Below are 13,392 nucleotides of genomic sequence, written 5' to 3'. Positions count from 1 at the left end.
TGTTATCTTGGTGCAAGGGTTGTCGCAATGCGAACTTCACCTGTCTTTTTGTTTCCCTGCACGATCACAATATTATCAGCGTCCAGCAGATTTTTCAAGGCGCCTGCATTGTAGGTGGCATTTGCACGTGACTTCTTGTTTGGGGAAGCAAGCGCTATGTTCAGACTGCTGATCTTGCCACTTTCGAACTTTTCATTGAACGTCAGATCAAAATTGCTTTCTCTGAAGGCCCTTTGTGCTACTTCCAGTTCTCTTTGTGTGATCTCCTCTGGCCAAAGAAAATAGGTAACGAACTCTTCGGTTTCAACCAGTCGCGCTCCGCCTGCTTTAGGTATAGCCGGGCCCTCATACCTGGTCGGAGGTGGCGGCGGAGGAAGCTGCTCACCAGAAGGTGCCGGAGGTACGGGTGGTATTGCCTCTTTGCCAGGCGCAGGAGGCGGTGGTGGGGTGCCGGGTGCTTCCGGTGCAGGTGGTGCAGGAGGCGCTGGTGGTACAGGCAACTTTTTGTTGAACTCCTGTACCTGACGGGAATTTTTGTTTTGTTCGGTAACGATCGAAACTACGCCCTGTGATGCTCCTTTACCAAAAGTCTCTACCGCGGTTTCTCCTTTGAACACCTGTATGCTATGAATAGTCTTAGGGTCTAATTGGGCAACAGTAGATTTTTTGACCTGCACTCCATCAATATAATAAAGCTCGGCGTCTGGTAACTTTGATTCTGATGCAGCTTGTGGCGGTGGAGGTGGTGGCAGCTCTTGAAGGCTGTATTTACGCTTTAATGTCGCGATGTTTTCGGCATTGTCCATAAAGTACACTTCTGTGCCGCCTCCGTTTAATCTGATCACAATGGCACTGCGCTGATCAATTGTTCTGGCTGAGACGTTCTTAACCGCCGGGTTCTTCATCAGATGATCAACAAGCTCTTTTGTTAGTTTATCGTCATTGTCCTGAGATGACGTCGGTACTTCGCTGTCTCTCTTTACAACTGGTGGCGTACCGGGCATTTCGCCATATTTCAGCTCGGCGGCGGCCATGCCCTTTTTGTCGCCAAAGGTGTAAACCTCTTCCGCACCAGACTTGAGTACCACTACTATTTTCCGGTTTGATCTCCAGGAAACTCGGTTTACCTCTGGGTTTCGCTCATAGAAGGCGGCATACTCATCTTTCGGATCAGCAGGGGCCTCCTGTCTTACATTTTCTGGAAGTACGACATCTGTGACTGTAGTAATATCATCTGGTGAGGCGCTTCGGAAAGCAACCAGCAGCACAGTGACTAAGGGCAGCACAACCAGCAGTCTGAGCCGGTTTGCCCTGCTTGTGGGCATTTTATTCATCATGGCAATTCTTCGTTTAAGGGATGGGAAATTAAACTGATTGGCAATCTGAGGTTGTGTGGCGCCTACAACTTTCAGTAAGAGGTATTGGTACTCTTTTTTATCAACGCCAGCATTTACAACATGCTGGTCAGCTATAAACTCAAGATTTTCTTTCATGGCCTGTTTCATCAGCCACACACCCGGGTTGAACCAGTAAAACACGGTGCTCAGTTCAGCCAGCAGCACATCCAGGGTATGCCAGCCGTTCACGTGTATCTGCTCGTGCCGCAGTATCGACTCCAGTTCGGGCGATTGGTGCTGCGCCGGGTTCAGGTAAATGGTTTTCCAGAACGAGAAGGCTTCGCTTATACCTGGTACCTTCCGGAAGTCCACGCCCTGGTAGGAGGCAGGCACAGAGGCGCGGTGTATGCGGTAAAGCGAAGCGAACTGCACGATCAGCCGAAGCAGCATCAGTCCGCAGCCGAGCCAGAACAGCCCGACAGGTATAAGCCAATGGTCGAATGCAGGGGCTTGTTCAGGTATAGCGGTGGGTGTCCAGGCAGGTATCACCACAACATAGCTTTGCACAGTGGCCAGTTCTTCGTGCCTGCTAAACAGTTCGGAGAGGTCTATCAGTGGGTATACCGCTGAGAACACAATGCCGAACACCAGGAAAAGCCGGTTGAGGTGGTAGAACGTAAGCTTGCGTAGTACCAGGTAGTATACCAGATAGAATAGCAGCAGGGCTACGTTCGCTTTCAGCAGGTATAGGAGCAGGGCTGGCATATCACTTCGACTTTTTGTTTTCGATCATGTCAATAATCTCCTTCAACTCCTCCGTGCTGATCTGCTTTTCCTTTGCAAAAAATGCCACCAGTTCTTTGTAGGAGTTTTTGAAGTAGTCGCCCACAAAGCCTTTCATGAAGCGCTTCTTGTAGTCTTCTTCTTTGATGAGCGGGGTATAGCGGTAGGTGTTGCCGAACTTTTCGCCCTGCAGGAAGCCTTTCTTTTCCAGATTCTTCACCGTAGAGGCCAGTGTGGTATAGGGCGGCTTGGGTTCTTCGAGCTTTTCCAGAAACTCTTTTATAAAGCCGCCGTCCAGCGACCAGATCGCCTGCATGGCTTCCTCTTCTTGTTGCGTTAGCTTTTCCATAATTCTACGATGTTTTCGTATATTTACGAAAGTTTCGTAGAAAGGTCAAGTGTTTGACCCATAATTCTCTAAAAATAATTCTGGTCAAGGTGTAGAGGGCTGTTTGAAGCAAGTGAAGGTCATTTTGGCTTTCAATTGGAAACATCTATTTTTAGCTGGCGTCTTAAGGTATAGCCAAAACCAAATCCTAACTGACTGATATGAAAGCCATACTTGTAAAGCAACCCGGCGGACCCGAGCAACTGGTGCTGGGAGAGTACGAACAGCCATTGCCTAAACCTCACGAACTGCTGGTGCGCGTGCATGCCACTGCGCTCAACCGTGCCGACACCTTGCAGCGACAGGGTAAATACCCGCCCCCGAAGGGAGAAAGTCCGCTGCTGGGCCTCGAAATAGCCGGGGAGGTAGTAGAAGCAGGTATAAGCTGCACCCGTTTTAAGAAAGGCGACAAAATCATGGGCCTGTTACCAGGCGGTGGTTATGCTGAGTATGCCGTGATACACGAGGAGATGGCCATGGCTATACCTGAAAACCTGAGCATGGAAGAGGCCGCCGGTATACCGGAGGTATTTCTCACGGCCTGGCAGGCAATCTCCTGGCTGGGCAAATTGCAGGCCGGCGAGCGCATACTGATACACGCCGGAGCCAGCGGGGTAGGTACGGCAGGTATACAACTGGCCCGTGCCCTCAAGGCTGAGGTGCTGGTAACGGCTTCTGAAAACAAAGTAAAAGCCTGCCTCGACTTGGGCGCCCATAAAGCTATCAATTACAAAGAGGTGCCCTTTGAAGACGAAGTGCTGGCCTATACCAATTCAGAAGGAGTGGATGTGATCGTGGACTTCATTGCCGGGCCATACTTCAAGCAAAACATCGAGTGCCTGCGTCTGGATGGGAGGATGGTGCTGCTGGCAAGTCTGGGAGGTGGCAAAGTAGAAGAGTTTGACCTGCGCCAGATATTGATCAAGCGCCTGCAGGTAATCGGCTCTACCCTGCGTTCCCGCACCCGCGACTACCAGATCAAGCTCACACAGGATATGGCTGCTTTTGCTATGCCTTTATTTCAGAAGGGGACAATAAAACCTGTTATTGATTCTGTATTCGACTGGGCCGACGCCGCGGAGGCGCACCGCTATATGGAGGCTAATAAGAATATTGGGAAGATTGTGCTGCGAGTTAGTTAGCTATACCTTGTAAAAGCAAAAAGGGGACTGATGTCGCATCAGGCCCCTTTGTTTTATACTCTAGTTATACTGCCGAAGTTGCTTGATAAGCACGGCCATGTCTTTCGGGTAAGGTGCCTCTATTTTGATCGGCTCTTCGTTCATCAGTCGGAAGCCAATGGTATGCGAATGCAGCGCAAAGCGCTTTATGAGCGGCTGCTCTTCGGTCTGCTGCTTCAGGTTGAACTTGCGCTTCAGCGTGCTCAGGTATAGATCTTCTCCGCCGTACAGTTTATCACCCACAATCGGAGCTCCCAAAAAGGCCAGGTGTATACGAATCTGGTGCAGGCGACCCGTCACCGGCATACACTCCAGCAAGGTATGGCGGCTGTAACTTTCCAGGGTCGTGAAGTAGGTTTCGGCGGGCTTGCCCTGCGGGGTAAGCTTGGCTACGCCTTTGGCACCCGCCAGTATTGATCGGTTCACCAGTTGGTCCTCGAATTTATGCACACCCCAGGCCACGGCATGGTATACCTTGTACACCTCGCGATGCTCAAACTGCATAGACACATGGCGGTAGGCCTCCGGATTTTTGGCAAACACCAGGCAGCCCGAAGTGTCCTTGTCGAGGCGGTGGCAGGCTTGCAGATCCGGGTTATGCTGCTTTGCGAGCTTTAGGAGATTGGTGGTGTTAGGAGTGCGGTCTTCGAGGGTGGACAAAAACGGGGGCTTATTCACCACCAGAAAGTCCTCGTTCTCAAATATGATCAGGTCTTTAAAAACCGGGTATTTCATGCGTTACTGTGTCATTAAAAAGCGCAGCTATACCTTAGCCACGCAGCCTGCAAAGATACGCAATTTTGGCGGGGGTATTAATTGTTGGTTGCTGATTATGAATTGTTGCGTTGTTAATTTGTTAGATGGCTGAATTGTTGAATTGCTAAACGGTTGAAACTCTATAAATCTGATAGATACGTCGAGTATATATGGGTGTAATCACAAACTAAACGCGACAGTTGGTTCTACCTGTGTTTTGTTTTAGAAACAATCATCAATTTAGCCATTTAACAATTCAGCAATTTAATTACCCTTCGCCTTGAGCAGCTTAAAGCGGAGGGTAGTCCCTTTGCCGAGCTCGCTTTTAACGGCGATGAAGGAGCGGTGAGCTTCGATGATGTGCTTGGAGATAGCCAAGCCGAGACCCGAACCTCCTTTGTCGCGGGAGCGGCTTTTGTCGATGCGGTAGAAGCGCTCGAATATGCGGTTGATGTGCTCCTGGGCTATACCTGTGCCGTCGTCTTTTACAGTAATGGTATAGCGCTTACGACCTTCCGTAAACGAAACCCAGATATTTCCTCCTGTGCGTCCGTACTTGATGGCATTGTCCACGAGGTTGATAAACACTTGCCGGATACGGTTGGGGTCGGCGTGCAGCATGACCCTTTCATTTGGCTCCACATCCAGCAGGTGCAGTTTTATCTGGCTGTTGCTGGCTTTCTGCTCCAGTTGCTCAAACACCTCGCGCACGAGTTGCACAACGTCAAAGTCCTGCTTCTCCATTTTCACAACACCCTTCTCAAATTGCGAGATGCTGATCAGGTCCTGCACCAGGGTGTCAAGACCGTCGAGGCTGTTAGCGGCTTTTTGCAGGAACTTGTCGCGTACGTTTGGGTCATCCATGGCGCCGTCGAGCAAGGTATGGATAAAGCCCTGAGCAGCAAAAATAGGGGTTTTGAGCTCGTGCGATACATCAGCCAAAAACTCGCGGCGCATTACCTGCAGGTGCCTGAGTTCGTCAATCTCCTGCTGCTTGCGCTCTGCGATCTGGTAGATATCGTCTTTTATTTTCCGGAGCGGGTCAGCTGTAAACAGGGAGCGGCCCTCTGCTTTGCGGTATTCCTGTTTTTTGATTTTCTCAAGGCTAGAGTACACGTTCTTGATCTCACGGAATACCAGTGCCTCGTAGGAGAAGTAGATCAGCAGAAAGCAGCAGATGAACACCAGTACAAGCGCCGCCATTAAGCCCCTTGAGGAGAAGTAGCTGGCTAAAGCCAAAAAGGCAGTGAGCACAAGGGCCACTGCCAGGGATACTAAAAGGGCAAGCGTACGGGAGTTTAAATTCATGAATTAGTCTGTGTTAAACTTATAGCCAACACCCTTGATGGTTCTGATCTGATCTTCCCCAATCTTCTCACGCACTTTCCGGATGTGAACGTCCACAGTTCGGGCGATTACATACACATCACTTCCCCACACGTTGTTGAGCAGCTCTTCGCGCGTGAATACTTTGTTGGGAGTGGCTGCCAGAAAGGATAGGAGTTCAAACTCTTTTTTCGGAAGCGTGATCTTTTCTTCGCCTTTGTACACGGCAAAGCTGGTGCGGTCTATACGCAAACCTCCAATCTCAATCACCTGTTCCTGCTCTTCCTGCTGCGCATCGCGACGGGCGTAGGCTGCCAGGCGGCTGAGCAGGGCACGGGGTTTAATGGGTTTTGTGATAAAGTCGTCAGCGCCGGCGTCGAAAGCGGCAACCTCGGAGAACTCTTCGGATCGGGCAGTCAGAAAGATAATGTGTGTCTGGCGGAAGTCCTGCTCTTCGCGCAGCTGGCGGCAGGCGGCTATACCGTCCAGTACCGGCATCATCACATCCATCAGAATCACATTCGGCTTAAAGGTATGCGCGACCTCTATGGCCTTCTTGCCGTTCTCGGCCTGGGCTACGGCATAGCCTTCGCGGGCCAGGTTGTACTGCAGTAGCTCCACGATATCCGGGTCATCGTCAACTACCAGTATTTTGTAATGGGCTTGGGTTGGTGTCTGCACGTGTTTATGATTAGAGTTGCCTGCCAGCAGAACAGGCAGGTATAGCTATTGTTGGAAGCCATTTGGTAGCGACCATTTCATGACAAAGATATTATTTCGGCAGGTATGGAATGCGTAGATAACCAAATCATAATATTTTCTTAACATTGGCAGCTCATGTACAAAAAAAGCCAGCTACTAGAGCTGGCTTTTCCTTTATTTCTGTGCCACAAGGGCAGGTTTATGCTTCAGGTTCTTGTGTTCGTACAGGTCTACTTTTACAGCGCCCACGAACATGTCAGCTGAGATCAGCACCGGCACCTTGTTTCTGTCATCTGACAGGTATACCGTAATCGCATCCTCTCCCTTAAAGAGCTTGTTCTTGGGCATTCGGGGCACAAGTTTGATGGCTCTGAAGGAACCAGCCTTTGTGCTAACCGTTTCGCGGCCCTGGTAAGTTACCACCATATCAAAGGCCTCCTCGTCAAAAAAGCCTTTAATGGTGAACTTGTCGCCCGGTTTGAAGCGGTCATAATCCAGTGTGCGGAGGTAGTAGAAGCCACTCACAATATCCTGGGCGCCAGCTGGAATTTTATGAGTGCTTTGCTTCTTGTCCCTGTTCTTTTTCTTCATTTCTACCTGCGCCGTGTTTGTGAAGTGGTTAAAGTCCACTGTCTCACGCTTGCGGTAACTGCCCTCCTCTATGTTACGGAAAGAGCGGTGAGGCAAAATAGCAGCCGTGTCAATGTAAGACTGCCAGGTGTCGCGGATCTTGATGAAGAGGTCGAATGAGCTGGTGGTCTTACCATACACAGTTGCTTTATAAGTAGGTCTGTCGTTGATGCGATGCAGGTTAGGTGCTATGTCTATCACGGCTTCGGCCGCTGTGATAGGGCCGTAATGCACTTTGTATTTAAGCAACTCTCCTGCTGTGAAGCTTTCATTTGGAACTGTGCGTAGCGACTCCTTGGCTACGAAGCCGGAGAGAACAACTAACACTAACACAATAACTGGTAATATCCTTTTCATAAGCTAACGGGTAAGGCTTGTGTCGTTTACAGTTTGTATCCAACTATTATACCAAAATCAGACCTTTACACTAAGGTAATATCTTATATTCACACTACCAACAACTTAAAACGCAAAAAGGTGCTATGTAGCATAGCACCTTTTTGATTACTTGTTAGCTGGGAATAATGTTCATTCCGCACCGCTTGGATCTTCCAGCGCAGCGGCCACTTTTTCAGGCTCGCCTTTTACGATCGCTCTGATCTTCGCTTCGATCTCTTCCTGCAGCTCAGGGTTGTCAAGCAGGATCTGCTTCACGCCATCGCGGCCCTGACCCAGCTTATCACCGTTGTAAGAGAACCAGGAGCCAGACTTCTGCACCACGCCAAGCTCAACACCCAGGTCAAGGATCTCACCTACTTTAGAGATACCCTCGCCGTACATGATGTCGAACTCTACCACTTTAAACGGAGGTGCTACTTTGTTTTTCACAACCTTCACACGGGTACGGTTACCAGTAATATTGTCGGCAGACTCTTTGATCTGACCAACACGACGGATATCCAGACGCACAGATGCGTAGAACTTAAGAGCGTTACCACCCGTAGTGGTTTCCGGGTTACCGAACATCACACCGATCTTCTCACGAAGCTGGTTGATGAAGATACAGCAGCATCCGGTTTTGTTGATCGTGCCAGTTAGCTTACGGAGCGCCTGGGACATCAAACGAGCCTGAAGACCCATTTTGCTGTCACCCATGTCGCCTTCCAGTTCGCCTTTCGGCACCAGGGCGGCAACAGAGTCAATTACAATAATATCGATAGCGCCTGAACGGATCAGGTGATCGGCGATCTCGAGTGCCTGCTCACCGTTGTCAGGCTGCGATATCAGGAGATTTTCAGTGTCAATTCCGAGTTTCTCAGCGTATGCCTTGTCAAATGCGTGCTCTGCGTCAATAAAGGCAGCCAGGCCACCGGCGCGCTGCGCCTCTGCAATAGCATGCATGGTAAGCGTAGTTTTACCAGACGATTCAGGACCGTAGATCTCAATGACACGGCCGCGCGGCAAACCGCCAATTCCTAAAGCAATGTCAAGTCCAAGCGAGCCGGTTGAGATAGCCGGAATATCTTCCACTTTGTTGTCGCTTAGCTTCATTACGGTGCCTTTACCGTAAGTCTTGTCAAGCTTGTCTATCGTCAGCTGCAGGGCTTTTAGTTTTTCGTTGCTTACGCTCATGTGTGTTTAATTAAATAGCTTTATATTGATGTGAAATTACGACGTTCAAAATCAATTTGCAAAAAAAGTAACAGGTATTTTGCTAAATATTTTAGTTGAGTATGGCCGTCTTGTTACAACATATATCGATAGGCTTTTGTGCCATCTTATTTCCTTTTTTATGAGATATTTCAGGCTTTTATTTTGTGCCTTTGCTGTGCTTTACAGCCCTTTAGCCTATAGTCAGATTAACAACGATGCACTCAAGCTGACCATGCCCGTCAAACCTGAAAATGCTAATCATATTAGAATTGGTTTGCATGCCTTTGGCTTTTCCAAAAACAACGAGTACTTCAATAAGATAGCCGATGGCTATACCTTGTTTGGTTACCACCTGATGCCGCGGGTGAGCTATTATCCGTCTGCTTCGGTGCGTATAGATGCGGGTGCTTTCCTGTGGAAAGACTTTGGCAGCTCAGGTTACCAGGACTTTCAGCCAACCTTCACCGTAAAGTGGCAGCGCGAAAACTGGGCCTTTGTGTTCGGTACTTTAGAAGGTAATGTCAGCCACGATTATGTGGAGCCACTCTATGATTTTGAGCGTGTGATCAACGATCGCCTGGAAAACGGTCTGCAGTTTTTGCTCAACACCCACCGTGTTAAACTGGATGCCTGGGTAGACTGGAGCAAGATGATCTACCGGGCTGATCCTGTACGGGAGGAGGTGGCAGGTGGTGTCAGTTCTGCTATACGTCTGCTCAACATACCTGGCAGAGTAGAGGGTGATACCATTCGCCTGGCTATACCTGTGCAGTTCACAGCGCAGCACAAGGGCGGACAGATCGATAGTTCGCCCTTGCCTTTGCTTACCGTAGTCAATGCGGCTGTGGGGGTGGAACTGGAACGGCTACTGCCGCATCGTGTACTCCACCGGGTATACACCAAAAATTATCTGCTGGGTTTTAACGACTACTCCAATACCTTCCAGCTCCCTTTTACGAAAGGAGGCGCTATTTACCTCAATGCAGGTATAGACACGAAGTACCAGGATGTGATGCTGAGCTACTGGCGCGGCGACGGGTATATTACAGAACTAGGGGGCAAGCTTTTCCAATCGGCTTCCACAACTTACAAAGATCCTGACTACATACAGGAAGACCGCCATCTGTTGATCCTGCGTCTGATGAAGGACATCGAAATCATGGAAGACCTATACCTGACACTGCGGCTAGAACCCGTAGTCGACCTCGACAATCCCAAACTGGAGTTTTCGAACGCGCTATACCTGACCTTCGACACTGATTTTTTTGTTGCGAAACCCCGTAAGTAATGGGGTCTACACGGCAGTCTGGGAGTCGCGCTCTTTGAGCTGAGTTGCCTGCTCGTAGTCGTCGCGGGTCATGCCGTAGTAGCTCAGGTCCAGCAGCTCTTCTGAGTCAGCACCCTTGAAGTCGCTTCGCAGCACACCTTCCTTCACGAAGCCGCAATTCTCGGCTAACTGGGAGCACACATTATTATACTGTGTGCAGCGCATGTATACCTTGTTGAGCTTCACGTTCTCAAACGCAAAATGCAGCACCGCTCTGAATGCCTCCTGTGCCAGATCCAGCATCTCAGACCAACTCGTAAAGTATAACGCTGCCTCTGCTTTTGGCACAGAACGGTCTATGTTCTTGAGCGTGATATCACCAATGTACGTGTTGCTCTCCCGGAACCAGACACCAAAGTCGAACTGCTTGCGGTTGTCCCAGTCACTGCGCAACTGGGCCAGCTGTATGCGTGCATCTTCCAGTGCGCGTACCCGTGCCACTCTGCCTGTAAAAGCCGGACTCAGGGCTGCCGTGTTCTCCTGAATAAGGCGCATAAACTCCTGCTCGTCGCCTTCTGCATAGGGCCTCAGCACCAGGTGCTCTGTCTCCAGTTGTTCTTCAAAAGCGTCTGGCAAGGTGTTGTATAGATAGCTCATAGCGATGGTGTTGTTATGATGAAACAGATGTGACGTTGTTCCGCCTGCTTTGTTTGTCATACGCTATCCAGCTAAAAATGTGGATATTATCTTCTTGGACCAAGTGGGAGCTAACCGACCAACGGCCATGACCGTTACAAGCTTATACAATACATGTGCTTTAACATTAATCAATTAACTATGAAAAACAGATTAGAAGGTAAGGTCGCTATCGTGACAGGCGGCGGTACAGGTATAGGCGAGGCCATCTGCAAGAAATTTGCTCAGGAAGGAGCCCGTGTGGTGGTAGCGGGCTTTCCGGAAGACCCCGTAGAAGATGTAGTGAAGGAGATCCAGAAGGAGGGAGGAGAAGCAATTGCTTATAATGGTGATATCTCCACAGAAGTTAATGCAAAAGAATGCGTTGAGCTGGCTGTAAAGGAGTATGGGCAGCTCGACATCCTGATCAACAATGCCGGGGTGTTTCCGGAGGTGAACCTGCTGCAGGACTACACCGAAGAAGCGCTGGATTACATGATCAAGAACAACATAAAGTCAGCCTTTGCCATGAGTAAGGCCGCTCTGCCCGAACTGCACAAGACAAAAGGAAACATCGTGTCGGCCGGATCGGAGGCCGGTGTGATTGGTATAGCGCAGAACACGCCCTACGGTGGTACCAAAGGGTTTATACATGCTTTCATGAAAGGACTTGCCGTGGAGCAGGCACAGTTTGGTGTGCGGGTCAATATTGTAGGTCCCGGACCTATCGACACCGCCTGGACGCACAAGAGCACCGGGCCAATGGATAAGAAGATGGTGAAGACCATGAAGGTAGCCACGCCCATGGGCCGCAGAGGCAGTCCGGAGGAGGTAGCGAACGTCTACTGCTTCCTGGCATCAGACGAGGCCTCGTACGTGACGGGTGCACTTTACATGGTTGATGGAGGCATCACGGTCGCAAAAGGCCCTGTAGGCGAGGAGGCAGACTCCAGTATGAAGAAGCAGCCCAAAGGCGACCTGGACCTGGATCACTCTAAAGAGGGGCATACCTCCATCCGGAATAAGTAAGCTCTTCTTGTCATAAAGAACAAAGCGCCCGCAGGTATAAGTCTGCGGGCGCTTTGTTTTTATCAGGTATAGCCGCTGGCTATTGATTCAGTAGGAAAGGGTACCTGAAGTGTTTCGGGCTGTTGAGTTGCTGCTGGCGCATCATCACCTGCAGGGTATGGGCCGTTTCATTGAGATACTCCAGTCTACGGATCAGCATCTCCTTTTGCAGTACCACGCCGCCAGCCGTTTTCATATAGGCTCGTTTGTCTTCCAGTACATGCTGCAAAGTGTCCATCACGGTGTTCTCGTTCTGCTCAAACCAGCGGGTAAAATCCTCCAGGCGAGCAGCACCCGCTGTCTCAGATTTGAAGTCGAGGCCGTGCAGGCGCAGGATGTCAGCCAGCAGGTCTATCTCCAGCGGAATGGATACATTATAAGGCATGGAGCGAACCTCCAGTTTGCTGTTCAGGGCTCCGATGATAGTGGCCAGGTTGTCTTTAAAGCGAACGTATAGCGCTGCCGCCTCCATAAGTTTCAGGGTAATGTGTCAAAAATCAGTACAGCCGCAAAATTACACCAATAAGCTTAGATTGCTAAATTGTTTGGTGAATTGTTGGCTCTTGAATGGTTGAATTGCTCAATTGTTAGAATTCTGTGTATCGCAGGATAATGTAGAAGTCACGATTTTAGTTTCACACTTTAAGTATATTCAGCTATCTGAAGTTATACCTTAGTAACTTCTAAACAATCAACAATTATCAATCAGCAATTAACGTTTACAGCAATTCCTGGATCAGCTGCTCCACTGTGATGCCCTCAGCCTCAGCCTTAAAGTTACGCACGATGCGGTGACGGAGGATGGGTAATGCGACAGCCTGCACGTCTTCTATATCAGGGGAGTACTTGCCATTGAGCAAGGCGTTGCACTTCGCCCCGATGATCAGATGCTGCGAGGCACGCGGACCGGCACCCCACTCCAGGTATTGACTGGCCCGTTCTGATCCCATCGCTGTGTTAGGGCGGGTTTTGTGAACCAGCTTCACGGCATACTCCACTACATTATCCACCACAGGTACGCGGCGCACCAGTTGCTGGAAAGCCAGGATGTCATCAGCATGCAGGATCTTGTCCAGTGCCACACGGGCAGCGCCTGTCGTGTTCTTCACGATCTGCAGCTCCGATTCGTAGCTTGGGTAGCCCAGCGTGATGTTGAACATGAAGCGGTCGAGTTGTGCCTCTGGCAGCGGGTAGGTGCCTTCCTGCTCAATCGGGTTTTGGGTGGCGAGCACAAAGAAGGGGCGGGGCAGTTCGTAGCGCTTGCCGGCAACTGTCACGGCATACTCCTGCATGGCCTCCAGCAGGGCTGCCTGTGTTTTGGGAGGAGTACGGTTGATCTCATCCGCCAGAATGATGTTGGCGAAGATGGGGCCTGTCACGAAGTTGAAGTTGCGGTCCTTGTCCAGCGTCTCGGCTCCTACAATATCGCTCGGCATCAGGTCCGGGGTGAACTGCACCCGGCTGAATGACATATCCAGCGAAGAGGCGATGGTCTGGATGAGGAGAGTTTTGGCAAGGCCGGGTACACCGACCAGAAGGCAGTGCCCCTGACAAAAAACGGCTGTGAGCACCAGGCGCACGACCTCTTCCTGTCCTACAATAACTTTAGATATTTCGGAAGTGAGGTCCTGGTAGGAGCGGTGCAGCGCATCGGCTGCTTCTTTGTCAGAGGTATACTGCTTCATG

Annotated in this window: 13 protein-coding genes; 3 read left to right on the top strand and 10 right to left on the bottom strand. The window is 50.1% G+C overall.

Annotation, left to right across the window (positions count from 1 at the left end; all coding sequences use genetic code 11):
• Nucleotides 1-2 precede the first annotated feature (2 nt).
• Nucleotides 3-2,102, bottom strand: coding sequence for a M56 family metallopeptidase (locus tag AC5FXQ_RS09655; RefSeq protein ID WP_493602260.1), 2,100 nt, complete (start codon nt 2,100-2,102; stop codon nt 3-5).
• Between the two features lies 1 nt (nt 2,103).
• Nucleotides 2,104-2,469: a BlaI/MecI/CopY family transcriptional regulator gene (locus AC5FXQ_RS09650; RefSeq protein WP_493602259.1), complete on the bottom strand. Its 366-nt coding sequence runs from the start codon at nt 2,467-2,469 to the stop codon at nt 2,104-2,106.
• A gap of 200 nt (nt 2,470-2,669) precedes the next feature.
• On the opposite strand from AC5FXQ_RS09650, the gene AC5FXQ_RS09645 reads away from it, so the two are divergent.
• Entirely contained in the window at nt 2,670-3,650 is a 981-nt protein-coding gene (locus tag AC5FXQ_RS09645; protein WP_493602258.1) for an NAD(P)H-quinone oxidoreductase, read from the top strand.
• A 60-nt stretch (nt 3,651-3,710) separates the two neighbouring features.
• Here the strand turns inward: AC5FXQ_RS09645 and AC5FXQ_RS09640 are convergent, their stop codons facing one another.
• From AC5FXQ_RS09640 to recA, 5 genes are all read right to left on the bottom strand, one after another.
• Nucleotides 3,711-4,424 (bottom strand): RluA family pseudouridine synthase, encoded by a 714-nt coding sequence (locus tag AC5FXQ_RS09640; protein ID WP_493602257.1) that lies wholly within the window; start codon nt 4,422-4,424, stop codon nt 3,711-3,713.
• Nucleotides 4,425-4,709: 285 nt separating this feature from the next.
• Nucleotides 4,710-5,753 carry a sensor histidine kinase gene (locus AC5FXQ_RS09635; protein WP_493602256.1) on the bottom strand — a complete coding sequence of 348 codons (1,044 nt, stop codon included), beginning with the start codon at nt 5,751-5,753 and terminating at the stop codon, nt 4,710-4,712.
• A 3-nt stretch (nt 5,754-5,756) separates the two neighbouring features.
• A complete protein-coding gene (locus tag AC5FXQ_RS09630; RefSeq protein ID WP_493602255.1) occupies nt 5,757-6,452 on the bottom strand; it encodes a response regulator transcription factor in 696 nt (231 codons plus the stop codon).
• Between the two features lie 195 nt (nt 6,453-6,647).
• Nucleotides 6,648-7,460 carry a DUF3108 domain-containing protein gene (locus tag AC5FXQ_RS09625; protein WP_493602254.1) on the bottom strand — a complete coding sequence of 271 codons (813 nt, stop codon included), beginning with the start codon at nt 7,458-7,460 and terminating at the stop codon, nt 6,648-6,650.
• A gap of 171 nt (nt 7,461-7,631) precedes the next feature.
• Nucleotides 7,632-8,675, bottom strand: a complete 1,044-nt coding sequence (recA, locus tag AC5FXQ_RS09620; RefSeq protein WP_493602253.1) for a recombinase RecA — start codon at nt 8,673-8,675, stop codon at nt 7,632-7,634.
• A gap of 253 nt (nt 8,676-8,928) precedes the next feature.
• Between recA and AC5FXQ_RS09615 the strand changes: the two genes are divergently transcribed.
• Complete coding sequence (locus AC5FXQ_RS09615; protein WP_493602252.1) at nt 8,929-9,984, top strand: lipid A deacylase; 1,056 nt, start codon at nt 8,929-8,931, stop codon at nt 9,982-9,984.
• A 6-nt stretch (nt 9,985-9,990) separates the two neighbouring features.
• Here the strand turns inward: AC5FXQ_RS09615 and AC5FXQ_RS09610 are convergent, their stop codons facing one another.
• Entirely contained in the window at nt 9,991-10,680 is a 690-nt protein-coding gene (locus tag AC5FXQ_RS09610) for a GNAT family N-acetyltransferase (protein ID WP_493602251.1), read from the bottom strand.
• Between the two features lie 120 nt (nt 10,681-10,800).
• Here AC5FXQ_RS09610 and AC5FXQ_RS09605 point away from each other — a divergent pair, with 120 nt between their 5' ends.
• Nucleotides 10,801-11,667: an SDR family NAD(P)-dependent oxidoreductase gene (locus AC5FXQ_RS09605; RefSeq protein WP_493602250.1), complete on the top strand. Its 867-nt coding sequence runs from the start codon at nt 10,801-10,803 to the stop codon at nt 11,665-11,667.
• A 79-nt stretch (nt 11,668-11,746) separates the two neighbouring features.
• Here the strand turns inward: AC5FXQ_RS09605 and AC5FXQ_RS09600 are convergent, their stop codons facing one another.
• The gene (locus AC5FXQ_RS09600; RefSeq protein WP_493602249.1) at nt 11,747-12,178 is read right to left on the bottom strand and encodes a hypothetical protein; all 432 of its coding nucleotides are present in this window, start codon (nt 12,176-12,178) and stop codon (nt 11,747-11,749) included.
• Between the two features lie 247 nt (nt 12,179-12,425).
• On the bottom strand, nt 12,426-13,391 hold the full coding sequence (locus AC5FXQ_RS09595) for an AAA family ATPase (protein WP_076420822.1): 966 nt from the start codon (nt 13,389-13,391) through the stop codon (nt 12,426-12,428).
• Nucleotide 13,392: the final 1 nt, after the last annotated feature.

The sequence above is a fragment of the Pontibacter sp. LHS1 genome (assembly GCF_058932855.1).
The sequence above is the reverse complement of the archived record's forward strand: the minus strand, read 5'-3'. Positions and strand labels throughout refer to the sequence as shown.